Origin of the sequence: Enterobacter cloacae complex sp. AR_0002 (assembly GCF_001922365.1) — a bacterium.
Taxonomy (GTDB): Bacteria; Pseudomonadota; Gammaproteobacteria; order Enterobacterales; family Enterobacteriaceae; genus Enterobacter; species Enterobacter hormaechei_C.
In genome coordinates, this window is sequence record NZ_CP018814.1 from 4,657,766 (window position 1) to 4,682,413 (window position 24,648).

Sequence of the window (24,648 nt, forward strand, 5' to 3'; positions counted from 1 at the left end):
AATGATAAAAAACAGATTTCCGGAGACGACCATGCCACGCCCGCTCAACCAGACCGAAACCGATTTAAACGCCGATAACCTGCTGCGCCTGCCTGCCGAATTCGGCTGTCCGGTGTGGGTTTACGATGCGCAGATTGTCCGCGAGAAGATCGCCGCGCTGCATCAGTTTGACGTGGTGCGTTTTGCGCAGAAGGCCTGCTCCAATATTCATATTCTGCGCCTGATGCGCGAGCAGGGCGTGAAGGTTGACTCCGTATCGCTGGGTGAGATCGAACGTGCGCTGGCGGCCGGGTTTGATCCGAAAGCCGACAGCGACGCGATCGTCTTCACCGCTGACCTGATAGACGACGCCACGCTGGCGCGCGTGCACGAGCTGCAAATCCCGGTCAATGCTGGTTCGGTGGATATGCTGGAACAGCTTGGGCAGGTCTCTCCTGGCCATCGCGTCTGGCTGCGCGTCAACCCGGGCTTTGGTCACGGCCACAGTCAGAAAACCAACACCGGGGGCGAAAACAGTAAACACGGGATCTGGTATGCCGATATGCCTGCGGCGCTGGAGGTTTTACAACGCTACAACCTCAAGCTGGTGGGCATTCACATGCATATCGGGTCCGGCGTGGATTATGGCCATCTTGAGCAGGTCTGTGGCGCAATGGTGCGTCAGGTTATCGATTTTGGTCAGGATCTGGAGGCGATCTCCGCCGGGGGAGGGCTTTCGATCCCTTACCGCGAAGGAGAAGAGGCGATCGACACGGATCACTATTACGGCCTGTGGAGCGCCGCGCGTGACAGGATCGCTGCCCATCTGGGCCATGCGGTGAAGCTGGAGATTGAGCCGGGTCGTTTCCTGGTCGCCGAAGCTGGCGTGCTGGTGGCGCAGGTGCGGAGCGTGAAGGAGATGGGAAGCCGTCACTTTGTGCTGATTGATGCTGGCTTCAACGACCTGATGCGCCCGTCCATGTACGGCAGCTATCATCACATTACCGCGCTTGCCGCCGATGGCCGCGATCTGGTCAACGCGCCGCGCATCGAGACCGTTGTTGCCGGCCCGCTGTGTGAATCCGGTGACGTCTTTACTCAGCAGGAAGGCGGGAAAGTCGAAACCCGTTCGCTGCCAGAGGTAAAACCGGGAGATTATCTGGTGCTGCATGATACCGGTGCGTACGGGGCGTCTATGTCTTCCAACTACAATAGCCGCCCGCTGCTGCCGGAAGTGCTGCTTGATAACGGCGTGGCGCGGCTGATTCGCCGTCGCCAGACCATTCAGGAGCTGCTGGCGTTAGAGCTGGTCTGATAAAACCACGGCCCTGTTGTCACCGAATCGCGTAAAACCAGCGTGCCGGTGAACGGCGGGATCGCTTCAACCGGCTGGTTTTTTGCCAGCCGGATCGCCTGGTCGATTGCCGTGACGATCATGTTGTCGATCGGCAAATATACCGACGACAGGGCAGGCTCCAGCCACTTTGCGCTGGGGGCATCGTCAAAACCAAACAGCGAAATATCCTGCGGGATCTTCAGCCCGGCCTGGTGTAATGCTTTGGAGGCGCCCAGGGCCATATCATCATTACAGGCAAACAGGGCGCTGAACGATGTCTTTTCCGCAATCAGCTCCTTGCACAGCTCGTAACCCCGCGTCATGCCTGCATCGCCGTATTTAATCCGCCGCTCGTCGAGACGAATACCGTGCTTCTCCAGCGCCTTACGGTAGCCCATCAGCCGCGCTTTACCCGTTGGGGTGTGGATCGGGACGGTGATACAGGCGATCTCCCGATGACCCTGGCTTATCAGGTAATCCACCGCTTTGAAGGCCGCGTCCTGCTGTTCAAAGAAGACGCAGCGATCCGCCGCCTGGCTCACTTCACGGTTAATGATCACCAGCGGCGTCTGCACGCTGTTGATCAGCTTCAGGATCGTCTTTTCGCTCATGTATCGCGTGTACAGTACGATGGCGTCGCACTTGCGGTCGGCGAGCATCTGCACCGCCTGTTCTTCCTGTTCAGGGGCGTCGTGACCGTCGGTAACAATCAGCTGTTTTCCGTGCTTTTCGGTCTGCCGTGACGCCTGCTGTAGCAAACGACCAAAGTAAAAACCGTCGAACGTCGAGACGACAAGACCAATGCTGTTGCTGGTCTGGTTAGCCAGCGAACGCGCGAGAAAGTTCGGACGATAGCCCAGCTCCTCCATCGCGCGAAATACCTGCTGACGCGTGCTCTCTTTAACCTGACCTGTGCCGTTCAGCACGCGCGAAACGGTGGCCTTCGACACGCCCGCACGCAGTGAGACATCCAGCATTGTTGCCATTCGAAATTCCTGTTTCCACGTAATGGTTTGCAGTTTAACACAGACCATCCGGCGCATAAGCGACGTGGGAAGGGCAAAACCCCATAACGATCACGCTTTTCGGTAACGATCCTCGCCAGCGGGATAAATTCCTGTCATTGGCATGCCAAAATGGTGATAAATCGCAATCTGGAATACCTCTTACCTCATTGAGAGCTTAATCACAGAACAAAGCGCCTGTGGACGCTATTTTTGGTATACCAATAGTATCCGGCTGTCCATCTTATTCAATAAAAGCCCTTTTACTGAGGTATTACCCTATGGCATTTCAGGAAAAACTGATCGACGCTCTGGGCAGTTTTGCCACCACCTTCAACAGCTATCGCTATATCCAGGCGATCAAGTCTGCGTTTATTACCTTAATGCCGGTCATCATTGTGGGGGCGTTCTCGGTACTGATCTCCAATATGGTGCTGGATCCGAAAAACGGCCTGGCGAGCTTTCAGTCGCTGTCGTTTCTTGCGGCGTTAAAGCCGATCACCAGCGCGCTCAACTATGCCACGCTTAACTTTCTCAACATCGGTGCGGTGTTTTTAATCGGCATTGAGCTGGGGCGTATTAACGGCATTAAGTCCTTGTTCCCCGGCCTGCTGGCGGTGATCTGCTTTATCTGCGTGACGCCAACCACGGTGGAAATGCTGGTGGACGGCGAGATGCACGTGGTGAAAGACGTGCTGCTGCGCCAGTTCTCCGATACCCGCAGCCTGTTCCTCGGCATGTTTATCGCCATCCTGTCAGTGGAGATTTACTGCTGGCTGGAAAACCGCAAGGGGCTGAAAATCAGGATGCCGGACACGGTGCCGCCGAACGTCGCCGCGTCGTTCTCTGCGCTGATCCCGGCCATTATCACCACCACCGCCATCGCCACCTTTGGCTTCGTGTTTCATCAGATTACCGGCATGTATCTCTACGACGCGGTTTACCAGGTGGTGCAACAGCCGCTGGAGCGCGTGGTGCAAAGCCTGCCGGGGATCCTGCTGCTGATGTTTGTCGCCCAGCTGTTCTGGGTGATTGGTATTCACGGCAACCAGATGATCAAGCCGATCCGCGAGCCGCTGTTGCTGGGGGCAATCACCGTTAACATGAGCGCGTTCGAGCAGGGCAAAGAGGTGCCAAACATCATCACCATGCCGTTCTGGGACGTCTATATGAGCATCGGCGGCTCCGGCCTGACCATCGGCCTGCTGATCGCCGTCATGATTGCCACCAAACGTAAAGAGATGAAGGAGATCGCTAAGCTCTCCATCGGCCCGGGTATTTTTAACATCAACGAGCCGGTGATCTTCGGGATGCCAATCATGCTCAACCCGATCCTGGCTATCCCGTTCATCATCACGCCGCTGGTGACGGGCTCGATTGGCTACTTTGCCACCGTGACCGGATTTGCCGGGAAAGCCGTGGTGATGGTGCCCTGGACCACGCCGCCGCTGATCAACGCCTGGCTGTCAACCGCGGGCTCCATGGGGGCGGTGATCACCCAGTTTATCTGCATCGTGACCGCGGTGATTATCTATCTGCCGTTTGTGAAAATTGCCTCACGCCGCGCAGGGCAGGCCGCGCTGCAACAAGCCACCGATAACGCATGAGGACCGGATGAGCATAAAACAGATAACTATACCGCAGGATTTTATGCTGGGCGCGGCGGCATCGGCCTGGCAGACCGAGGGCTGGAGCGGCAAAAAGCCAGGGCAGGATTCGTGGATCGATCTCTGGTACAAGAGCGATCGTCACGTCTGGCACAACGGCTATGGCCCGGCGGTGGCAACCGACTTTATTAATCGCTTCCGTGAAGATGTGGCGCTGATGAAGCAGGCGGGCCTGACGCACTATCGCACCTCGATCAACTGGTCGCGCTTTTTAACCGACTATGAAAATGCGACGGTAGATGAAGAGTACGCCGCCTATTACGACGCGCTGTTCGATGAAATGCACCGTCAGGGCATTGAGCCGATGATCTGCCTGGAACACTACGAATTGCCGGGCGTGCTGCTGGAAACCTACGGCGGCTGGGCGTCGAAGCACGTCGTCGAGCTGTTCGTTCGCTATGCGGAAAAAGTGTTTGAGCGCTTTCACGGCAAAGTCACCCGCTGGTTTACCTTCAACGAGCCGATTGTGGTCCAGACGCGCGTCTACCTTGACGCACTGCGCTGGCCCTATGAGCAGAACACCAGCACCTGGATGCAGTGGAACCACCATAAAGTGCTGGCGACGGCGAAAGTGGTGAAGCTGTTTCGCGAGAAAGGGTATGACGGCTCAGTGGGTTGTATTCTTAACCCGGAAGTGACCTATCCACGCTCGCGCGCACCGCATGACGTGCGAGCGGCAGAGATGTACGATCTGTTCTACAACCGCGTCTTTCTCGACCCACTGGTGCACGGGCGCTATCCGCAGGCGCTCTTTACCCTGCTGGCGCAGCATCAGGTGCAGTGGGACTACACGGCTGACGAGCTGGCGCTGATTGCCGACAACACCGTCGACGAGCTGGGCATTAACCTCTATTACCCGCATCGCGTCAAAGCCCCGTCCCGCGCCTGGCACCCGGAGACGCCGTTCCACCCGGCGTATTACTACGAGCCGTTCGAGCTGCCGGGGCGGAGGATGAACACCTCCCGCGGCTGGGAGATCTTCCCGCGCATTATTTACGACATGGCGATGCGGATTAAAAACGACTATCGCAACATTGACTGGTTTGTAGCGGAAAGCGGGATGGGTGTGGAGAACGAAGCGCAGTTTCGCAATCGCGACGGCATTATCGATGACGCGTACCGCATCGCGTTTATCAGCGAACATCTCTACTACACGCTGCTGGCGCGGGAGGCGGGGGCAAACTGTCACGGTTATATGCTGTGGGCCTTCACCGACAATGTCTCGCCGATGAACGCGTTTAAAAACCGCTACGGGCTGATTGAGATCGACCTTGAAAACCATCGCGCACGGCGGGCAAAGAAATCAGCGTCCTGGTTCCGCCAGCTGCGCGATGAGCGTGTGCTGACGCTCAGGGTAGACGATGAATGGAAGTAAGCCTTCTGGTAAAATAGCGCACAAACTGGCCGGGAGGACGTCCGGCCCGCGCATTAACTGAAAAACACAGGTGAAAACGTGGATAAGGCTGTCATCCTGCCGGAAAAAAAACAGTACCAGGAGATTGGCGAGGATTTACGGGCGCAGATTATCCAGGGGCATTATCCCGTGGGATCGCGTCTGCCGCCGGAGCGCAACATCGCCGAGACGTATGGCGTGAGCCGCACTATTGTGCGCGAGGCGCTGCTGATGCTTGAGCTTCAGGGGACGGTGGATATTCGCCAGGGGTCTGGCGTGTACGTGATGCGCATTCCGGAGGAGCATGAAAACGAGGAAGAGCGTTTTCTGAACAGTGACGTGGGGCCGTTTGAAATTCTCCAGGCGCGTCAGCTGCTTGAAAGCAACATTGCCGCCTTTGCCGCAAAAATGGCGACGCGGGCGGATATCGACAACCTGCGCCGCATCATCGAGCAGGAGCAACGGGCGATTGCCGCAGACGATCGCAGCCAGGACAACAACAAAATGTTCCACCTTGTACTGGCGGGGGCCACACAAAACCAGATGCTGCTGGCGACCGTTGAAAGCGTCTGGCATCACATGGACAGCAGCCCACTGTGGCAGCAATTCAACGGCCACATCGCCAGCCGCGCATGGCGGCTGAAATGGCTCGGCGACAGGCAAACCATTCTCGCTGCGCTCCGCCGCCGCGACGTGATGGGGGCGTGGCAGGCTATGTTCCAGCATCTTGAAAACGTCAAAAAGAGCCTGCTTGAGCTGTCAGACGAAGACGCACCCGATTTCGACGGCTATCTCTTCGAATCGGTCCCTCTTTTCCAGGGGAAGCTGGTGTGAATATACTGCCGCTTCACGCTGCGCCGCAGTTTACACAGCAGGTGATCGACTGGATCTGGAACGCGTTTGGTGAAGGTATGCCGCGTGCCTTTTTCCAGAGCATTGTCGAGCACAGCCTGACGCCGGGCGAGTTACCGCTCACCTTTATTGCCGTTGAGGATGACCAGCTGCTGGGCACCGTTGGGCTGTGGCGTTGCGATTTAATTTCCCGACAGGATCTCCACCCCTGGCTGGCTGCGCTGTATGTCGATGAAGCCGCCCGGGGAAACGGGCTGGCGGGAAAACTTCAGCAGCATGTTATCGGCTACGCGCGACGCGCCGGGTATCACGAGCTTCATCTCTGGTCTGCCTGCCGCGACTTCTACGAACGTTACGGCTGGCACTACATCGGCGATGCGCTGGAATACCCGGATAAAACCGTCCATCTCTATCGCTGTTCGCTCACGGCTTCCGCGGGCGATACCACCGAGTGACGGCGCACTAAGGTTGGGCTGAACAGGTGAGTAATTTCCGGCGGCGGGCGATGCTCGGCCAGCGCTAACGCCAGTTCTGCCGCCTGCGTTGCCATGGTTACAATCGGGTAGCGCACGGTTGTCAGGCGAGGGCGCACGTAGCGCGACACCAGCACATCATCAAAGCCAATCAGCGAAATTTCTGCCGGGACGTCGATCCCGTTATCATTCAGCACGCCCATTGCGCCGGCGGCCATGGAGTCGTTATAGCTGGCCACGGCGGTGAAATTCCGCCCGCGTCCCAGCAGCTCGGTCATCGCCTGCTCGCCGCCACTCTCATCCGGTTCTCCGTACGCCACAAGACGATCGTTGCAGGGCAGACCGGCTTCGCGCAGCGCGTCGTAATAGCCCTGAAGGCGATCTTCCGCATCGGAAATTGGGTGGTTGGAGCACAGATAACCAATTCGGGTATGGCCCTGCTGGATCAGGTGACGGGTTGCGAGCCATGCGCCGTAACGGTCGTCGAGCGCCACGCAGCGGGTTTCAAAACCGGGAATAATACGGTTGATAATCACCATCCCCGGCATCTGTTTCATCAGATGGATCAGCTCGGCGTCGGGGATCATTTTGGCATGGACCACCAGTGCCGCACAGCGATGACGGATCAGCTGCTCAATGGCCTGGCGCTCTTTCTGTTCATTGTGGTAGCCATTACCAATCAGCAGGAAATTTCCGGTGTGATAAGAGACTTGTTCTACGGCTTTGACCATCGCACCGAAAAACGGATCGGATACATCCCCGACCACCAGCCCGATGGTTTCTGTCGACTGCTGGGCAAGGGCGCGCGCGTTGGCGTTAGGGTGATAATTCAGGTTTTCCATGGCGTCCTGCACGGCCTGGCGCGATGCATCACTCGCTTTAGGGGAGTTGTTGATTACGCGGGAGACGGTCGCGACGGAAACACCGGCCAGACGAGCCACATCCTTAATTGTCGCCATTCAATACCTTCTTATAGGGGTAAGCGTTTACACACTAACTAGTGTTGCGGAAAAGCGGCGCGCATTCAAGGGGAGCGGGTGAGCGTCCTCTGCAAACGTGAAGCAGAACATCCCTCGCGGTGTAATCGTTACACGGCCAGTCATGTCTGAATAATGTTAATCTGAACCTTTAGTTACACTTTGCCTCAGGCTGTTGCGATTGTCCGTTAGCAACGATGCGTTATGAATTGCTAGAGTCGAGATCCCAGAGGTATTGATAGGTGGAATCAACTTCGGTTGATTAACACGATTTACACCAACCTGCGTTTTACGCAGGTTTTTTTTTGCCTGTAAGTTCAACCTGTAACAGCAAAAGAGAATATTCACACCTGGTTGCACTTCGGCTCATTCCCTTGCGTTTTCCCGCTGGCGAAGCCTGTCGCCGGAGGCCACAATCAAGATCCCAGAGGTATTGATTGGTGAGAATTCCTGGTACGTTTTCGTACTCTTCTCTTGCACCAACCTGCGCGGATGCGCAGGTTTTTTTTCGCCTCTGTTTTTGCTATCGCTCCCTCACTACTTCTCGTGTAATCTGCCACCATTTATACCTTTCACACTGGCTGGCAAAGGGAGTTGAAATGCTTTTTGGGTTCTTCCGCACACTGTTTCGTGTCCTGTTTCGCATCCGCGTGACTGGCGATACGCAGGCACTCTATGGCGAGCGTGTTCTTATCACACCGAATCACGTCTCTTTTCTTGATGGCGTATTGCTGGCGCTGTTTTTGCCCGTGCGGCCCGTCTTCGCGGTGTACAGCTCCATTAGTGAAAAATGGTACATGCGCTGGCTCAAACCGCTGATTGATTTTGTCCCGCTCGATCCAACCAAACCGATGATGATTAAACATCTGGTGCGTCTGATTGGGCAGGGGCGTCCGGTGGTTATCTTCCCGGAAGGGCGGATTTCAGTGACGGGCTCCCTGATGAAAATTTACGATGGGGCCGGTTTTGTCGCGGCGAAGTCTCAGGCCACCGTCGTGCCGCTACGCATCGACGGGGCTGAGCTGACCTTTTTCAGCCGTCTGAAAGGGCTGGTGAAGCAGCGTCTGTTCCCGAAAATTACGCTGCATATATTACCGCCGACGTCACTGCCGATGCCCGAGGCGCCGCGTGCGCGCGACCGCCGTAAAATCGCCGGGGAAATGCTGCACCAGATTATGATGGAAGCGCGCATGGCCGTTCGCCCGCGCGAAACGCTGTATGAATCGTTGCTGTCGGCCCAGTATCGCTACGGTGCGAAGAAAAACTGCATCGAAGACATCAACTTTACGCCGGATACCTACCGTAAGCTGTTGACCAAAACGCTGTTTGTCGGGCGTATCCTGGAAAAATACAGCAAACAGGGTGAAAAGATCGGCCTGATGCTGCCAAACGCGGGTATCAGCGCGGCGGTGATCTTTGGTGCCGTCTCCCGGGGCCGCATTCCGGCGATGATGAACTACACGGCGGGCGTGAAAGGGCTCTCCAGCGCGATTACCGCGGCGCAAATCAACACCGTCTTTACCTCCCGCCAGTTCCTGGATAAAGGCAAGCTGTGGCACCTGCCGGAACAGCTGACGCAGGTGCGCTGGGTGTTCCTGGAAGATCTGAAAGCAGACGTCACGACCGCCGACAAGCTGTGGATTTTCGCGCACCTGCTGATGCCGCGTCTGGCGCAGGTTAAGCAGCAGCCGGAGGATGATGCCATTATCCTCTTTACCTCCGGCTCTGAAGGCAACCCGAAAGGTGTGGTTCACAGTCACAAAAGCATTCTGGCGAACGTCGAACAGATTAAAACCATTGCTGACTTTACCGCCAACGATCGCTTTATGTCGGCGCTGCCGCTGTTCCACTCATTTGGTCTGACCGTGGGGCTCTTTACGCCGCTGCTGACCGGTGCCGAGGTGTTCCTCTACCCAAGCCCGCTGCACTACCGCATTGTGCCGGAACTGGTTTATGACCGTAACTGCACGGTGCTGTTCGGGACGTCCACCTTCCTCGGAAACTACGCGCGCTTCGCCAACCCGTATGATTTCTTCCGCGTGCGCTACGTGGTGGCGGGGGCAGAAAAACTCCAGGACAGCACGCGCCAAATCTGGCAGGACAAGTTTGGCCTGCGCATTCTGGAAGGCTATGGCGTGACGGAGTGCGCGCCGGTGGTCTCCATCAACGTTCCGATGGCGGCAAAACCCGGAACGGTTGGCCGCATTCTGCCGGGGCTGGACGCGCGTCTGCTGGCGGTGCCGGGTATTGAAGACGGCGGACGTCTTCAGCTGAAAGGGCCGAACGTCATGAACGGCTATTTGCGTGTGGAAAACCCGGGGGTGCTTGAGGCGCCGACGGCTGAGAACGTCAATGGCGAGGTTGAAACGGGCTGGTACGACACGGGCGATATCGTGCGCTTCGACGATCAGGGCTTCGTGCAGATCCAGGGACGCGCAAAACGCTTCGCCAAAATCGCCGGGGAAATGGTCTCTCTTGAAATGGTCGAGACGCTGGCGACCGCAGTCTCAGCAGAGAAAATGCATGCGACCGTGGTGAAAAGTGATGCCAGTAAAGGCGAGGCGCTGGTGCTCTTCACGACAGACGGTGAACTGAAGCGTGACGCGCTGCTCAGGTATGCACGCGAACACGGTATCCCCGAGCTGGCGGTCCCCCGCGATATTCGTTACCTCAAACAGTTACCGGTGCTGGGCAGCGGTAAACCCGATTTCGTGACCCTGAAGGGCATGGTTGAAGAGGCAGAACAGCAAAATGCGTGAGTCAGTGCACACTAACACTTCAATTTGGTCGAAAGGCATGATGGCGGTTATCGCCGCCCAGTTTCTTTCCGCGTTCGGCGATAACGCGTTGCTGTTTGCCACGCTGGCATTGCTGAAAGCTGAGTTTTATCCCGACTGGAGCCAGCCGATCCTACAGATGGTGTTTGTGGGTGCTTACATCGTATTTGCGCCGTTTGTCGGCCAGGTGGCGGACAGCTTCCCGAAAGGTCGGGTCATGATGTTTGCCAACAGCCTTAAGCTTCTGGGCGCGGCAAGTATCTGCTTTGGTATCAACCCGTTTGTCGGCTACACACTGGTGGGCATTGGTGCGGCAGCCTACTCCCCGGCGAAGTACGGTATTCTGGGTGAGCTCACCACCGGTGATAAGCTGGTGAAGGCCAACGGCCTGATGGAGTCCTCCACCATTGCGGCTATTCTGCTGGGTTCGGTGGCGGGTGGCGTACTGGCAGACTGGCATGTGCTCGCCGCGCTTGGCATCTGCGCCCTGATGTACGGTGGCGCGGTGATCGCCAACCTGTTTATCCCCAAACTGGCCGTGGCGCGTCCGGGGCAATCCTGGCGCTTCGGGCCCATGACCGGCAGCTTCTTCAACGCCTGCCGCGTACTGTGGCGTAACGGTGAAACACGCTTCTCGCTGATGGGCACCAGCATGTTCTGGGGGGCCGGCGTTACGCTGCGTTTCCTGCTGGTGCTGTGGGTGCCGGTGGCGCTGGGCATTACTGACAACGCCACGCCGACTTATCTGAATGCCATGGTCGCCGTCGGGATTGTTGTCGGGGCCGGGGCTGCGGCAAAACTGGTGACGCTGGAAACCGTCGCGCGCTGCATGCCTGCGGGGATCCTGATTGGCGTCGGCGTTCTGTTCTTCTCCCTGCAACATGCCCTATTGCCTGCCTATGCCCTGCTGTTGCTGATCGGCATGTTAGGCGGTTTCTTTGTGGTGCCGCTAAACGCGCTGTTGCAGGAGCGCGGCAAGCAGACCGTTGGGGCGGGTAACGCCATTGCGGTGCAAAACCTTGGTGAAAACATGGCGATGTTACTGATGCTGGGGATTTACTCGCTGGCGGTAAAAGCAGGTGCGCCGGTCGTGGCAATCGGGGTAGGATTCGGCGCGCTGTTCGCGCTGGCGATTAGCGGGCTGTGGGTCTGGCAGCGTCGTCGTTGAATTGTGCTGCCTGATGCCCTCACCCCGGCCCTCTCCCACAGAGAGAGGGTGAAAACCCTAAAAACGGCAACGTGCGTTGCCGTTTTGCTTTTATTACGGTGCCGGGTAGGTATAAACCTGATGCACCGCTTCTATCTCCGCTAATACCTCTTCACTCAGGTTCAGATTGAAACTCTCAATATTGGTTTTCAACTGATCCATCGTCGTTGCGCCGAGCAGGGTACTCGCCACAAATGGCTGACGACGCACGAAGGCCAGCGCCATCTGCGCCGGATCGAGTCCGTGGCGTTTCGCGATATCCACGTAGGCCGCAACGGCTTTTTGCGTCTGCTCGCCGCTATAGCGGGTGAAGCGGCTGAAAAGCGTGTTACGCGCGCCAGCCGGTTTCGCGCCGTTCAGGTATTTGCCCGTCAGGGTACCGAAGCCCAGACAGGAGTAGGCGAGCAGCTCCACCTCTTCGTACTGCGTCACCTCCGCCAGACCCACTTCATAACTGCGGTTCAGCAGGCTGTACGGGTTCTGAATGGTCACGATGCGCGGCAGATCGTGTTTATCGGCCAGATGCAGATAGCGCATCACGCCAAACGCCGTCTCGTTGGAAACGCCGATGTAGCGGATCTTACCCGCCCGCTGGCACTCCGTGAGCGCTTCCAGCGTTTCCAGCAGGGTAACGGCCGGAGCACTTTCGTTCCAGGTGTAGCCAAGCTTACCGAAGCAGTTCGTCGGACGCTGCGGCCAGTGCACCTGATAAAGATCGAGATAGTCGGTTTGCAGGCGCTTGAGGCTTGCATCCAGCGCCGCACGGATATTCTTGCGATCGAGGATCTGATTAGGGCGGATCCCGGCATCGTTATTACGGGAAGGTCCGCTGACTTTGGAGGCGATGACCAGCTTTTCGCGATTGCCGCGTTTCGCCAGCCAGTTGCCGACATACGTTTCAGTAAGACCTTGTGTTTCCGGGCGGGGAGGAACGGGGTACATCTCCGCCACGTCAATCAGGTTAATGCCCTGGCTGACGGCGTAATCGAGTTGTGCATGGGCATCGGCTTCGCTGTTTTGTTCACCAAATGTCATGGTGCCCAACCCCAGTTGGCTGATCTCCAGAGCGCTGTGGGGGATACGATGATAATGCATAGCCGGTTTCCTTTTTTAGACATACAGACTGCGTCAGGAACCTCCCGACAAAGGAATATAAACATGGCAGAGGGAAGGCAAAAGGGGAAGGAAAAAATCAAAAAGGCCAGCAAGCTACTGACCTTTATCTGTTTAGCGCTCGATGATCTGGGAGACTTCGTCGCGATTAATCTGCATTTGATTGCCTTCGCGATCGCGGTAACTCACCAGACCGGTATCGTCGTCGACTTCGGGTTTGCCATCGGTCAGGATCATACGACCATCTTTCGTTGACATGACATAGTCGCTGCTACAACCCGATACCGCAAACGCTAAACCGACTGCTGAGATAATTACTGCCCATTTTTTCATCGTTCTCATCCTCACCTGGCTCGTATCAAATCATAGTGTAGTAATAACCTGATATTACGACAGGTGAAAGGGGGGAAATCTTAAAAAGGAGGAGATTATGTTAGCCGGAGCGCAAAATTAGTAAAAAACTATGTTTTCAACAGGAAGTGGCGTGCCAGCAGTGCCCCGGTGAAATTCTTTTTAAGATAGAAACCGCGCGGCAGCGTGAGGATCGGTTCGCCCTGTGCGCCTACCGCTTCAGTGAGCGCTTTGCTATTAGCGGCTTTAGGACGAAGTTGCAGCACTTCGCCATGCCGGGCGGTGATCCGCTCAACCTGTCCCAGCACAATCATGTCCATCAGCTCTTCCCAGTCCTGGGAAAGCAGTCTCTCCTCTTCATCATTCGGACTCCAGAGCAGCGGGGCGCCAACGCGACGCTCTGCCAGCGGGATCTGCCTGTCGCCCTCAACGGGTACCCACAACACCCGCTTCAGCTTATGCCTGACGTGGCTGGTTTCCCAGGTCACTCCGCTGTTACCCGTGAGCGGCGCAACGCAGACAAAGGTGGTTTCCAGCGGCCGCCCCTGGCTATCGATGGGGATCGTCTTCAGTTCCACCCCCAGCGCCGCAAAATCTTGTTCGGGTTTACTGCCCGCGCTTGCGCCCAGCCAGCGTTCCAGCAACACGCCGATCCAGCCCTTATCACGCTTTAGATCGTTGGGTATCGTCAACCCCGCCATCACGGCCAGCTCGCCCAGTGAATAACCTGCCAGACGTTGCGCCTGCTGCAGCAACTGGGCTTCACTGACGGGAGGGGAGAGCAGTGGGGCGAGAGAATGCATGCTAACAACCTTTTGATTAAAAAATGAGCTGATATTTTATCCCTTGTGGACAGAGTTTACCTTTTTCTGTGCACCTATTCCATGTGGATGATTTATTTCATCTTTTTTAGACTATAGTCCGTCGCGCCGCGGCTAAAAAACAGGTTGTGCAATTCTGGTCACTGACAATAAACAGGATCTTACACCATGTTATCCACAGAAAAATGGGATAACTGGGAATAACTGCCACTACTGTTTCAATTTACAGCCTTGACGTGCGATGAAAATCGAATTTTCACACAAATTGTGCCTAACTTATTGGCACAATCTGTGGATAAAACCGACGCTGTTTGATCTTTCATCAGCAGGAGGATCTTTGATGTGACGATCGTCACGTTAATCGCCTCTGGCACCCTTAATTCCAATCTAATATTATGAATTTAAATGATTTATTATTGGCAGGGTAAATTGGCGTTTCGCCGGGTTACAAGGTTGTTCATCGGTAATTCCGCACTTCTTCACAACTATATCCACAGAAAAGGTGAATAAAAATGGTCTCTGTCGCCCGCATCTGTTTATAACTCCTCACTAAATTGTGAGTTATTCAAATGTTATTAGGTTGCAGGCCTGTAAGAGAGTGGTTTACCGCCTCCCTGTAGTGTGAAACAATCATTCATATATCAGATTTAGTTTGGGGTAGTCCGGTGATTGATGACGATGGCTACCGCCCAAACGTAGGAATAGTAATTTGTAATCGTCAGGGCCAGGTGATGTGGGCCCGGCGATATGGTCAGCACTCCTGGCAGTTCCCGCAAGGCGGGATCAATCCTGGAGAGTCCCCAGAACAAGCGATGTACCGGGAGCTGTTTGAAGAGGTTGGTTTAAGCCGAAAAGATGTTCGTATTCTGGCTTCGACCCGCAACTGGTTGCGTTACAAGTTACCGAAACGTTTGGTGCGTTGGGACACAAAGCCGGTTTGTATCGGCCAGAAACAGAAGTGGTTTCTTTTGCAGTTGGTGGGCAACGATTCAGATATCAATATGCAAACCAGCAGCACGCCAGAGTTTGATGGCTGGCGCTGGGTAAGCTACTGGTATCCGGTTCGTCAGGTCGTGTCATTTAAGCGCGATGTATATCGTAGGGTGATGAAAGAGTTCGCAAGTGTCGTGATGCAGCTTCAGGAGACGCCTCCGAAGCCACAGAGCGCACCTGCCTGGCGACGTAAAAGAGGTTAAGCTACGCAAATCATGCTCACCCGCTTGCGAGAAATAGTTGAAAAGGTTGCCAGTGCGCCTCGCCTCAACGAGGCGCTGAATATTCTGGTGACGGACATCTGTCTTGCGATGGAAACCGAGGTCTGTTCGGTCTACCTGGCCGATCATGACCGACGTTGCTACTACCTGATGGCAACCCGCGGTTTAAAAAAACCACGGGGACGCACCGTCACGCTCGCGTTTGATGAAGGTATTGTTGGCCTGGTCGGGCGACTGGCGGAGCCAATCAACCTTGCCGATGCGCAAAAACACCCCAGCTTCAAATATATCCCTTCCGTCAAAGAGGAGCGGTTCCGCGCTTTCCTTGGCGTGCCGATTATTCAGCGCCGCCAACTGCTTGGCGTGCTTGTTGTCCAGCAACGAGAGTTGCGGCAGTACGACGAAAGCGAGGAGTCTTTCCTCGTCACGCTGGCAACGCAGATGGCTGCTATCCTCTCCCAGTCTCAGCTGGCAGCCCTTTTTGGGCAGTATCGTCATACCCGCATCCGCGCGCTTCCGGCCTCGCCGGGCGTCGCGATTGCCGAAGGCTGGATGGATGCCACGCTCCCGCTGATGGAGCAGGTCTATGAAGCCTCGACGCTGGATGAAGCGCTTGAGCGCGAACGGCTTACCGCTGCGCTGGAAGAGGCGGCGAATGAGTTTCGTCGCTACAGCAAACGCTTTGCCGCTGGCGCGCAAAAAGAGACGGCGGCTATTTTCGATCTCTACTCACACCTGCTTTCCGATGCGCGTTTGCGTCGTGAGTTATTTGCCGAGGTCGATAAAGGGTCGGTGGCAGAATGGGCGGTTAAAAAGGTCATTGAAAAATTTGCTGAGCAGTTTGCGGTGCTGACTGACGGTTATCTGAAAGAGCGCGCCGGCGATTTACGCGCGCTTGGGCAACGTCTGCTGTTCCACCTCGATGATACTATTCAGGGGGCGAACGCCTGGCCGAACCGGTTTGTGCTGGTGGCCGATGAACTCTCAGCGACGACGCTGGCTGAATTACCGCAGGACAGGCTGGCGGGCGTGGTGGTGCGCGATGGCGCTGCTAACTCCCATGCCGCCATTATGGTGCGCGCGCTCGGTATTCCGACCGTGATGGGGGCGGATATTCAGCCCTCCGTACTGCATCGCCGTACGCTGGTGGTGGACGGATATCGTGGTGAGTTGCTGGTGGATCCTGAACCGGTTCTCCTTCAGGAGTACCAGCGTCTTATCAGCGAAGAGAATGAATTAAGCAAGCTGGCGGAAGATGACGTCAACCTGCCCGCGCAGCTCAAGAGCGGTGAGCGGGTGAAGGTGATGCTCAACGCTGGCTTAAGCCCCGAGCATGAAGAGAAGCTCGGCAGCCGCATCGATGGCATCGGCCTCTACCGCACTGAAATACCGTTTATGCTGCAAAGCGGCTTCCCGTCAGAAGAGGAGCAGGTGGCGCAGTATCAGGGCATGTTGCAGATGTTTAATGACAAACCCGTCACGTTGCGCACCCTGGACGTCGGCGCGGATAAGCAACTGCCCTATATGCCCATCAGTGAAGAGAATCCCTGCCTCGGCTGGCGTGGGATCCGCATAACCCTCGATCAGCCGGAAATCTTCCTTATCCAGGTTCGTGCCATGCTGCGTGCCAACGCGGCCACGGGGAATCTCAGCATTTTGCTGCCGATGGTCACCAGTATTGACGAGATCGACGAAGCGCGGCGGTTGATAGAACGTGCAGGGCGCGAAGTGGAAGAGATGATCGGCTATGCGATCCCTAAACCCCGTATCGGCGTGATGCTTGAAGTGCCTTCGATGGTCTTTATGTTGCCGCAGCTGGCGACCCGCGTTGATTTTATCTCCGTTGGTACCAACGACTTAACGCAATACATTCTGGCAGTCGATCGCAACAATACGCGTGTTGCCAGCATCTACGATAGCCTGCATCCGGCGATGCTTCGTGCCCTGGCGATGATCGCCCGCGAAGCCGAGCAGCATAATATCGACCTGCGCCTGTGCGGTGAAATGGCCGGCGATCCGATGTGCGTGGCGATCCTGATTGGTCTCGGTTTCCGTCACCTGTCAATGAACGGACGTTCCGTTGCGCGTGTGAAATACCTGTTACGTCACATCGAACAAGATGAGGCGCGCGAACTGGCCGCGCGTAGCCTGGAAGCACAGCTGGCAGCCGAAGTGCGCCATCAGGTGGCTGCGTTTATGGAGCGACGCGGCATGGGCGGTTTGATCCGCGGTGGCCGCTGATCCCCACAAAATAATGACTGCTCGGACGACCCCTCTCCCTTGAGGGAGAGGGATGGGGTGAGGGAGAACTGCGCGCATGAACCCCTATACACATCTTTTACATCTCAGGCGCATCCTCCGCGCCTGCCTTATGCTATGATTCGCAACTTTGGAGCACCTGCCAACGGCGGGAATGCAATTCACCCGCTGTCCACTTTCAGCGGAATAACAACATCTTGTGGTGACAGATGAACAGTGGTTATCTGCATTTTCCGGAATTCGATCCGGTTATTTTCTCAATAGGACCTGTAGCGCTGCACTGGTACGGTCTGATGTACCTGGTGGGCTTCGTTTTTGCCATGTGGCTTGCTGGCCGTCGCGCCAGTCGTCCGGGCAGTGGATGGACGAAGAACGAAGTGGAAAACCTGCTTTATGCCGGCTTCCTCGGCGTATTCCTGGGAGGTCGCATCGGTTATGTCCTGTTCTATAATTTCCCGGTATTCCTGAACGACCCGCTCTATCTGTTCCGCGTCTGGGACGGCGGTATGTCCTTCCACGGCGGACTGATTGGTGTGATCCTCGTGATGGTGATCTTCGCCAGACGCACCAAACGCAACTTCTTCCAGGTGGCTGATTTTATTGCGCCGTTAATCCCGTTTGGGCTGGGCGCAGGGCGTCTGGGCAATTTCATCAACGGTGAGCTGTGGGGGCGTGTCGATCCGAGCGTGCCGTTTACCATGCTGTTCCCGGGCTCCCGCGCAGAGGATATCGCGCTGCTGCCTTCGCATCCTGAGTGGCAGCCCATTTTCGATACCTACGGCGTCCTGCCGCGCCATATGTCACAGCTCTATGAGCTGGCGCTGGAAGGCGTGGTGCTATTCATCATCCTGAATCTTTATATCCGCAAACCGCGTCCAATGGGGGCTGTCTCCGGTCTGTTCCTGATTGGCTACGGCGCGTTTCGTATCATCGTCGAGTTCTTCCGCCAGCCGGATGCGCAGTTTACCGGTGAATGGGTACAGTACATCAGCATGGGGCAGATCCTCTCCATCCCGATGATTGTCGCGGGTGCCATTATGATGATTTGGGCGTATCGTCGTCGTCCACAGCAACAACTTTCCTGAGGAATCATGAAACAGTATCTTGAATTGATGAAAAAAGTGCTCGACGAGGGCACGCCGAAAAACGACCGCACCGGCACCGGTACGCTCTCCATTTTTGGCCACCAGATGCGCTTCAATCTGCAAGAAGGCTTTCCTCTGGTGACAACGAAGCGCTGCCATCTGCGCTCGATCATTCATGAACTGCTCTGGTTCCTGCAAGGCGATACCAACGTTGCTTATCTACATGAAAACAATGTCTCCATCTGGGACGAGTGGGCTGATGAGAACGGCGACCTGGGTCCGGTCTACGGCAAGCAATGGCGCGCGTGGCCTACCCCGGACGGCCGCCATATCGACCAGATCACGACCGTCATAAACCAGCTGAAAAATGATCCGGACTCGCGCCGTATCATTGTCTCTGCCTGGAACGTGGGTGAACTGGATAAAATGGCGCTGGCGCCTTGCCACGCGTTTTTCCAGTTTTACGTGGCGGACGGCAAGCTCTCCTGCCAGCTCTATCAACGCTCCTGCGACGTGTTCCTCGGCCTGCCGTTTAACATCGCCAGCTACGCGCTGTTGGTGCACATGATGGCGCAGCAGTGCGATCTTGAAGTGGGCGATTTTGTCTGGACGGGCGGTGATACCCACCTCTACAGCAATCATATGGAACAGACGCATCTCCAGCTGACGCGCGAACCGCGTGCATTGCCGAAGCTGGTGATCAAACGTAAACCGGACTCGATCTTCGATTACCGTTTTGATGATTTCGAGATTGAGGGTTACGACCCGCATCCCGGCATTAAAGCTCCTGTCGCCATCTGATACGGCAAATCCTGACACAACCGGTGCTCTTTAGCGCCGGTTTTTTTTCACGCCCGTTTTGTTTTTCGAACCTGTTTCCAGAGATGGTGCAACGCGTTGCAACGGGTGAAAATCTCCTGAAAGCGGCTCGTAAAGTTCTGGTTTGACGCTCGCACCGTTTCTGCTATTCCTCCACACTCCCGCCATGAAAAACGAACAAGGCTTTACGCTTATCGAAACCCTTATCGCCGTTTCGCTGGCAGTGATCCTCAGCGCCACAGGACTCTATGGCTGGGACAGCTGGCAGCAGCGGCAGCGGCTTTGGCAAACCGCCTGCCAGGTGCGGGATTACCTGGTGTTTTTGCGCAATGACGCCAACCGTCACAACAGCGAGCACAGGATCGCGCTGTATAACGACGGTGAAAAGAACTGTCTGGCCAGTTCAGCGGTGACCGGTTGTGACAGCGGCGGACCGTTCGTGATGAAGCCGATGTGGCCAGGGGTCACGATAAGCGACATAACACCTGCGCTGGGATTTTACGGTTTAAGAGATACCGCGTGGGCCGGACATATCCGGGTGCAGAGCCGCGCTGGTGGGTGGTGGGTTATTGTCTCAAATGGCGGACGTATCAGGCTATGTAATGCCGCAGGAGAAGGTGCATGCCAGTAAATCGAAAAGGGTTTTCCCTGCTGGAAGTGCTGATTACGATGACGATAAGCAGCATTCTGTTACTCAGCACGTCACGTTTTTTACCGGGGCTACAGCGGGGGGTTTTACTGCAATCCGGGCAGCAGGAGCTGGAGGATGAGGTCTGGCAACGTCTGTTCGCGGTCGGTAAACAGTTTCAGAGAGCAGGATACTGTGCAGGGCATTGCCAGGGACAGGGGATGATCATCGGCAGGCAAGGACGATGTGCGATTGTGCAATGGGATGCGAACAGCAACGGCCAGTGGGATAGCACCGCGTCAGAAAACGACAGTACGGGATTCCGGCTTGAGTCCGGATCGCTTGAAACGCTGCGGGGCGCCACATCCTGTGACGGTAAGGGATGGGATAAGCTCACCGACCCGGATCGGGTCCTGATAGAGCAATTTATGGTCACTAAAACCGATCGTGCTGGCTTTGCGCCGGTCATCAGTATCGAGCTGCGTGCCCGCCGTAAAGGTGAACTGACCGCCCCCTTTTCGGCTCGCCATACCGTAACGGGGTTTAATCTGTGAATCGTCAGCGGGGCATGTCATCGCTGGCGCTGGTCCTGCTATTGCTGGTGCTCGGCACGCTGATCCTCACCGGATTAAATCAGCAGTTGCAAACCTTTAGCACGCTGGTAAGTGGCGAGAGTTTGTCTGTTCGCCAGCAGGCTGCCGTGCAATCTGCACTGGAGTGGGGGCGCGTTCAGGAATGGGCTTTACAGCCAGAGGTTCAGTGCAAACAGACACAGCGTTTGCGGGTCTGTGTAAGGCTGTTTGGGGAGCGTGTTTTGCTTATTGCCGGCAATGACGATCTGTTGCTATGGCAAGGCGGGGACATCGCGGAAGGGCAGATACGCTTTTCCGCCCACGGCTGGAGTGATTTCTGCCCCCTTAAGGAAAGTACGCTATGTCAGTTACCCTGAGCAGACAAAAAGGATTTAGCATGGTGGAGGTTTTGCTGGCAATGATGTTGCTGGTTGTGGTTGTGACGGCGTTATCCGGATATCATCGCGCGCTGGCAGCCCGGTATGCGGCGCTTAGCCAGTATCGTCAGCTATGGCATCATGCGTGGAATCAATCGCAGATCTCAACATTAACACTCCCGCCGGGCTGGCAAGTCAGTCGGGGGCAGACAACACAGTCCGGATGTGTCAGCATCACGGTCACACTTATTTCTCCTATGGGGCGGCAGGGCGCGTTAACGCGTCTGCACTGCCCGGTTAGCCGCTAGTCGGGAGCGTTTATGCTAAGGGTTTACCACTCAAATCGTCTGGATGTGCTGGAAGCACTGATGGAGTATATCGTTGAGCAAGAGCGTCTTGACGATCCGTTTGAGCCAGAAATGGTGCTGGTGCAGAGCACCGGTATGGCGCAGTGGCTGCAAATGTCCCTTTCGCAGAAATTTGGCATTGCGGCGAACATCGATTTTCCGCTGCCCGCGAGCTTTATCTGGGAGATGTTTGTTCGCGTCCTGCCGGACATCCCTGAGCAGAGCGCCTTCAACAAACAAAGCATGGCCTGGAAACTGATGACGCTGCTGCCGGACATGCTGGCGCGTGATGAGTTTGCCATGCTGCGGCACTACCTGAATGACGACGCCGACAAGCGTAAACTTTTCCAGCTGGCCTCACGTACTGCCGACCTCTATGACCAGTATCTGGTTTACCGTGCAGACTGGCTGATTCGCTGGGAAGCAGGAGAATTAGTCGATGGGTTACCGGAAGCGCAAATCTGGCAGGCGCCGCTCTGGAAAGCGCTGGTCGAGCATACCGGGAAACTCGGTCAGCCTAAGTGGCACCGTGCTAACCTGTACGATCGCTTTATCTCGATACTTGAGAACAGCGCAGAACGGCCAGCCCGTTTGCCGTCACGCGTGTTCATTTGCGGTATCTCCGCGTTGCCCCCTGTCTACCTGAACGCGCTAAAAGCGCTCGGTAAGCACACTGATATCCATATCCTCTTTACCAACCCGTGTCGGCACTATTGGGGGGATATTCAGGATCCGCGCTGGCTTTCACGGCTGGTCACCCGTCAGAGAAAACGTCTCTTTGAAGAACGCGCGGTGCCGCTGTTTAAAGACAGTGAAAACGCGGCGCAGCTTTTTGATGAAGAGGGGATTCAGAACCTGCCGAACCCGCTGCTTGCCTCGTGGGGCAAGCTCGGACGTGACTATATTTATCTGCTTTCAGATATCACCTCCTCGGGAGAAGGGGATGTGGATGCGTTTGCCGATATTACGCCGGATAGCCTGCTGCACAATATTCAGCTTGATATTCTGGATTTAGAGAACCGTGCCGTTGCCGGGATCACTGACGAGGAGTTTGCGCGAAGCGATAAGAAGCGAAAACTGGATCCTGACGATCGTAGTATCGCGATCCACGTTTGTCACAGCCCACAGCGTGAAGTTGAAATTCTTCATGACCGCCTGCTGGCCATGTTGCAGGACGACCCAACCCTGACACCGCGCGATATCGTGGTGATGGTGGCGGATATCGACAGCTACAGCCCGTTTATTCAGGCGGTATTTGGCAGCGCAACGGGCGACCGCTATCTGCCCTACGCAATCTCTGACCGTCGCGCTCGTCAGTCACACCCGGCGCTACAGGCCTTTATCAGCCTGCTTTCGCTGCCTGATAGCCGGTTTATCTCTGAGGATGTGCTGGCACTGCTGGATGTGCCAGTTCTGGCCGCACGTTTCAACATTAACGAAGAGGGGTTGCGCTATCTGCGCCAGTGGGTCAACGAATCCGGTGTCCGCTGGGGTATCGACGATGATAACGTCCAGGAGTTCGAACTGCCAGCAACCGGCCAGCATACCTGGCAGTTTGGGCTGACGCGCATGCTGCTGGGGTATGCAATGGAGAGCATCCACGGCGAATGGAATGACGTGCTGCCGTACGATGAATCCAGTGGGTTGATCGCGGAACTGGTTGGTCACTTAGCCACGCTGCTTATGCAGCTCAACCGCTGGCGCCGTGCATTGATGCAGCCCCGCCTGCTCGAAGAGTGGCTGCCAGTTTGCCGCGAAATGCTGAATGATTTCTTCCTGCCGGACAGCGAAACTGAAGCCGCCATGGCGCTTATCGAGAAGCAGTGGCAGGCCATCGTTGATGAAGGGGTTAATTCGCACTATCACGAGGCGGTTCCCCTTTCGCTTCTGCGTGATGAGCTGACGCAACGTCTCGATCAGGAGCGCATCAGCCAGCGCTTCCTTGCGGGGCCGGTGAATATTTGTACCCTGATGCCAATGCGTTCAATCCCGTTCAAAGTGGTCTGTCTGCTTGGCATGAACGACGGTATTTATCCGCGTGCGCTGCCGCCTCTGGGCTTTGATCTTATGAGCGCACAACCGAAGCGGGGTGACCGCAGCCGCCGCGATGATGACCGTTATCTCTTCCTTGAGGCGCTGATGTCTGCGCAAAGCAGGCTGTATATCAGCTATATCGGACGTTCAATTCAGGATAACAGCGAGCGTTTCCCGTCTGTGCTGGTGCAGGAGCTGGTGGACTACATTGGACAGAGCCACTATCTGCCGGGCGATGAAGCCTGCAACTGCGACGAAAGCGAACGTCGGGTGATAGCGCATATCACTTGCCACCATAGCCGTATGCCGTTCGATCCTGTCAACTACGTTCCTGATGAACTGCAAAGCTATGCCCGCGAGTGGCTTCCCGCCGCGAAGAAAGCGGGGACGCCGCAAACCGATTTTATTCAGGCGCTCGAACCGCGCGCTATAGACACCCTCACGTTTGAGCAGCTACAGCGCTTTTGGGCACACCCGGTTCGGGCGTTTTTCCAGCAACGCTTGCAGGTGAATTTCCGCTCTGAAGAGAGCGAAATCCCCGATGCGGAACCGTTTATTCTTGATGGGCTGGAGCGTTTTAAGCTTAATTCCCAGCTTCTGAATGCGCTGGTTGACGAAGAAGACGCCAGTAAACTGTTCCGACGTTACAGGGCGTCGGGATTACTTCCGTATGGTGCATTCGGTGAAATCGTCTGGGATGCCCAGTGCGAGGAGATGCGAGCGCTAGCTGACCGCGTTATCGCGTGTCGGCAGCCGGCGAGCAGCATTGAAATCGATCTCGATTGTAACGGTATGCACCTTAGCGGCTGGCTCACGCACGTGCAGTCTGACGGGCTGCTGCGTTGGCGCCCATCCATGCTCAGCGTTTCACATGGCCTGCAACTCTGGCTCGAACATCTTGTCTACAGTGCGAGTGGTCACGAAGGTGAAAGCCGGTTGTTTGTACGTAAGGACGGCGAATGGCGCTTCCCGCGGATGGAGCCTGAGCAGGCGTTGACGTACCTGTCGCTTTATATTGAAGGTTACCGTCAGGGCATGAACAAACCCCTGCTTTTGCTGCCTGAAAGTGGGGGGGCATGGATAAAAGCCTGTTATGACGCGCAGAATAATGCCATGTTAACGGATGAGGCTTCGCTCCAGAAAGCGCGCAGCAAGTTTTTGCAGGCCTACGAAGGGAACATGATGGTACGTGGCGAAGGTGACGATGTCTGGTATCAACGTTTATGGCGAACGCTGGAGCCAGAATATTTCGACATTATCACCCAGGAGGCGCAACGCTACCTGTTACCGTTATACAAATTTAATCAGTCCTGAGTGCTGTATAAAAATTGCGCAGTATGAGGTGTTCATTTATGATGCACCT

General features: G+C 55.9%; 21 protein-coding genes. 16 read left to right on the forward strand and 5 right to left on the reverse strand.

From position 1 onward, the window contains the following. Positions 1–31: 31 nt before the first annotated feature. The gene (gene lysA / locus AM329_RS23185; RefSeq protein WP_032610067.1) at positions 32–1,294 is read left to right on the forward strand and encodes a diaminopimelate decarboxylase; all 1,263 of its coding nucleotides are present in this window, start codon (positions 32–34) and stop codon (positions 1,292–1,294) included. Here the strand turns inward: lysA and AM329_RS23190 are convergent. Next, a complete protein-coding gene (locus tag AM329_RS23190; protein WP_023314776.1) occupies positions 1,264–2,301 on the reverse strand; it encodes a LacI family DNA-binding transcriptional regulator in 1,038 nt (345 codons plus the stop codon). The genes lysA and AM329_RS23190 overlap by 31 nt on opposite strands. A gap of 299 nt (positions 2,302–2,600) precedes the next feature. Here AM329_RS23190 and AM329_RS23195 point away from each other — a divergent pair, with 299 nt between their 5' ends. The 4 genes from AM329_RS23195 (at position 2,601) to AM329_RS23210 (ending at position 6,686) form a co-directional block, all read left to right on the forward strand. Further along, complete coding sequence (locus AM329_RS23195; RefSeq protein ID WP_032610066.1) at positions 2,601–3,926, forward strand: PTS sugar transporter subunit IIC; 1,326 nt, start codon at positions 2,601–2,603, stop codon at positions 3,924–3,926. 7 nt (positions 3,927–3,933) lie between these two features. Next, on the forward strand, positions 3,934–5,361 hold the full coding sequence (locus AM329_RS23200) for a glycoside hydrolase family 1 protein (protein WP_032610064.1): 1,428 nt from the start codon (positions 3,934–3,936) through the stop codon (positions 5,359–5,361). Between the two features lie 78 nt (positions 5,362–5,439). Next, positions 5,440–6,213: a GntR family transcriptional regulator gene (locus tag AM329_RS23205; protein WP_003862809.1), complete on the forward strand. Its 774-nt coding sequence runs from the start codon at positions 5,440–5,442 to the stop codon at positions 6,211–6,213. After that, on the forward strand, positions 6,210–6,686 hold the full coding sequence (locus tag AM329_RS23210; RefSeq protein WP_023306858.1) for a GNAT family N-acetyltransferase: 477 nt from the start codon (positions 6,210–6,212) through the stop codon (positions 6,684–6,686). The genes AM329_RS23205 and AM329_RS23210 overlap by 4 nt, the downstream gene beginning before the upstream one ends. Here AM329_RS23210 and galR read toward each other — a convergent pair. Continuing rightward, complete coding sequence (gene galR / locus AM329_RS23215) at positions 6,641–7,663, reverse strand: HTH-type transcriptional regulator GalR (RefSeq protein WP_003862806.1); 1,023 nt, start codon at positions 7,661–7,663, stop codon at positions 6,641–6,643. The genes AM329_RS23210 and galR overlap by 46 nt on opposite strands. 617 nt (positions 7,664–8,280) lie before the next feature. Here galR and aas point away from each other — a divergent pair. Both aas and lplT read left to right on the forward strand, forming a co-directional pair. Beyond that, entirely contained in the window at positions 8,281–10,440 is a 2,160-nt protein-coding gene (gene aas, locus AM329_RS23220) for a bifunctional acyl-ACP--phospholipid O-acyltransferase/long-chain-fatty-acid--ACP ligase (RefSeq protein WP_023314771.1), read from the forward strand. Beyond that, on the forward strand, positions 10,433–11,626 hold the full coding sequence (gene lplT, locus AM329_RS23225) for a lysophospholipid transporter LplT (RefSeq protein WP_003862801.1): 1,194 nt from the start codon (positions 10,433–10,435) through the stop codon (positions 11,624–11,626). Before aas ends, lplT begins: the two co-directional genes overlap by 8 nt. A gap of 93 nt (positions 11,627–11,719) precedes the next feature. Here lplT and AM329_RS23230 read toward each other — a convergent pair whose 3' ends face one another. From AM329_RS23230 to mutH, 3 genes are all read right to left on the reverse strand, one after another. Further along, entirely contained in the window at positions 11,720–12,760 is a 1,041-nt protein-coding gene (locus AM329_RS23230) for an NADP(H)-dependent aldo-keto reductase (protein WP_003862795.1), read from the reverse strand. A 132-nt stretch (positions 12,761–12,892) separates the two neighbouring features. Then, entirely contained in the window at positions 12,893–13,111 is a 219-nt protein-coding gene (locus AM329_RS23235) for a YgdI/YgdR family lipoprotein (RefSeq protein ID WP_003862794.1), read from the reverse strand. Between the two features lie 128 nt (positions 13,112–13,239). Beyond that, the gene (gene mutH, locus AM329_RS23240; RefSeq protein ID WP_003862792.1) at positions 13,240–13,932 is read right to left on the reverse strand and encodes a DNA mismatch repair endonuclease MutH; all 693 of its coding nucleotides are present in this window, start codon (positions 13,930–13,932) and stop codon (positions 13,240–13,242) included. A gap of 683 nt (positions 13,933–14,615) precedes the next feature. Between mutH and rppH the strand changes: the two genes are divergently transcribed. From rppH to recC, 9 genes are all read left to right on the forward strand, one after another. After that, entirely contained in the window at positions 14,616–15,146 is a 531-nt protein-coding gene (gene rppH, locus AM329_RS23245) for an RNA pyrophosphohydrolase (protein WP_003862791.1), read from the forward strand. A 12-nt stretch (positions 15,147–15,158) separates the two neighbouring features. Further along, a complete protein-coding gene (gene ptsP, locus AM329_RS23250; RefSeq protein WP_003862789.1) occupies positions 15,159–17,405 on the forward strand; it encodes a phosphoenolpyruvate--protein phosphotransferase in 2,247 nt (748 codons plus the stop codon). 227 nt (positions 17,406–17,632) lie between these two features. Continuing rightward, on the forward strand, positions 17,633–18,508 hold the full coding sequence (gene lgt, locus AM329_RS23255; protein WP_032610063.1) for a prolipoprotein diacylglyceryl transferase: 876 nt from the start codon (positions 17,633–17,635) through the stop codon (positions 18,506–18,508). Between the two features lie 6 nt (positions 18,509–18,514). After that, a complete protein-coding gene (gene thyA / locus AM329_RS23260) occupies positions 18,515–19,309 on the forward strand; it encodes a thymidylate synthase (protein WP_003862785.1) in 795 nt (264 codons plus the stop codon). A 184-nt stretch (positions 19,310–19,493) separates the two neighbouring features. Continuing rightward, entirely contained in the window at positions 19,494–19,958 is a 465-nt protein-coding gene (locus AM329_RS23265; RefSeq protein WP_003862783.1) for a prepilin peptidase-dependent protein, read from the forward strand. Continuing rightward, positions 19,949–20,509, forward strand: coding sequence for a prepilin peptidase-dependent protein (locus AM329_RS23270; RefSeq protein ID WP_032610062.1), 561 nt, complete (start codon positions 19,949–19,951; stop codon positions 20,507–20,509). The genes AM329_RS23265 and AM329_RS23270 overlap by 10 nt, the downstream gene beginning before the upstream one ends. Next, positions 20,506–20,904: a DUF2509 family protein gene (locus tag AM329_RS23275; RefSeq protein ID WP_003862778.1), complete on the forward strand. Its 399-nt coding sequence runs from the start codon at positions 20,506–20,508 to the stop codon at positions 20,902–20,904. The genes AM329_RS23270 and AM329_RS23275 overlap by 4 nt, the downstream gene beginning before the upstream one ends. Next, complete coding sequence (locus AM329_RS23280; RefSeq protein ID WP_003862776.1) at positions 20,889–21,212, forward strand: prepilin-type N-terminal cleavage/methylation domain-containing protein; 324 nt, start codon at positions 20,889–20,891, stop codon at positions 21,210–21,212. Before AM329_RS23275 ends, AM329_RS23280 begins: the two co-directional genes overlap by 16 nt. A 12-nt stretch (positions 21,213–21,224) precedes the next feature. Continuing rightward, positions 21,225–24,599 carry an exodeoxyribonuclease V subunit gamma gene (gene recC / locus AM329_RS23285; protein WP_032610061.1) on the forward strand — a complete coding sequence of 1,125 codons (3,375 nt, stop codon included), beginning with the start codon at positions 21,225–21,227 and terminating at the stop codon, positions 24,597–24,599. The last annotated feature ends 49 nt before the right edge of the window (positions 24,600–24,648 follow it).

Bases quoted from the DNA above. Each gene is read 5' to 3' on its own strand.
- AM329_RS23280 (WP_003862776.1), top strand. From the start codon at position 20,889: ATGTCAGTTACCCTGAGCAGACAAAAAGGATTTAGCATGGTGGAGGTT.
- AM329_RS23265 (WP_003862783.1), top strand. From the start codon at position 19,494: ATGAAAAACGAACAAGGCTTTACGCTTATCGAAACCCTTATCGCCGTT.
- mutH (WP_003862792.1), bottom strand. From the start codon at position 13,932: ATGCATTCTCTCGCCCCACTGCTCTCCCCTCCCGTCAGTGAAGCCCAG.
- AM329_RS23195 (WP_032610066.1), top strand. From the start codon at position 2,601: ATGGCATTTCAGGAAAAACTGATCGACGCTCTGGGCAGTTTTGCCACC.
- thyA (WP_003862785.1), top strand. From the start codon at position 18,515: ATGAAACAGTATCTTGAATTGATGAAAAAAGTGCTCGACGAGGGCACG.
- AM329_RS23200 (WP_032610064.1), top strand. From the start codon at position 3,934: ATGAGCATAAAACAGATAACTATACCGCAGGATTTTATGCTGGGCGCG.
- recC (WP_032610061.1), top strand. From the start codon at position 21,225: ATGCTAAGGGTTTACCACTCAAATCGTCTGGATGTGCTGGAAGCACTG.
- AM329_RS23190 (WP_023314776.1), bottom strand. From the start codon at position 2,301: ATGGCAACAATGCTGGATGTCTCACTGCGTGCGGGCGTGTCGAAGGCC.
- galR (WP_003862806.1), bottom strand. From the start codon at position 7,663: ATGGCGACAATTAAGGATGTGGCTCGTCTGGCCGGTGTTTCCGTCGCG.
- AM329_RS23270 (WP_032610062.1), top strand. From the start codon at position 19,949: ATGCCAGTAAATCGAAAAGGGTTTTCCCTGCTGGAAGTGCTGATTACG.
- lplT (WP_003862801.1), top strand. From the start codon at position 10,433: ATGCGTGAGTCAGTGCACACTAACACTTCAATTTGGTCGAAAGGCATG.
- lysA (WP_032610067.1), top strand. From the start codon at position 32: ATGCCACGCCCGCTCAACCAGACCGAAACCGATTTAAACGCCGATAAC.
- aas (WP_023314771.1), top strand. From the start codon at position 8,281: ATGCTTTTTGGGTTCTTCCGCACACTGTTTCGTGTCCTGTTTCGCATC.
- AM329_RS23235 (WP_003862794.1), bottom strand. From the start codon at position 13,111: ATGAAAAAATGGGCAGTAATTATCTCAGCAGTCGGTTTAGCGTTTGCG.
- ptsP (WP_003862789.1), top strand. From the start codon at position 15,159: ATGCTCACCCGCTTGCGAGAAATAGTTGAAAAGGTTGCCAGTGCGCCT.
- lgt (WP_032610063.1), top strand. From the start codon at position 17,633: ATGAACAGTGGTTATCTGCATTTTCCGGAATTCGATCCGGTTATTTTC.
- AM329_RS23230 (WP_003862795.1), bottom strand. From the start codon at position 12,760: ATGCATTATCATCGTATCCCCCACAGCGCTCTGGAGATCAGCCAACTG.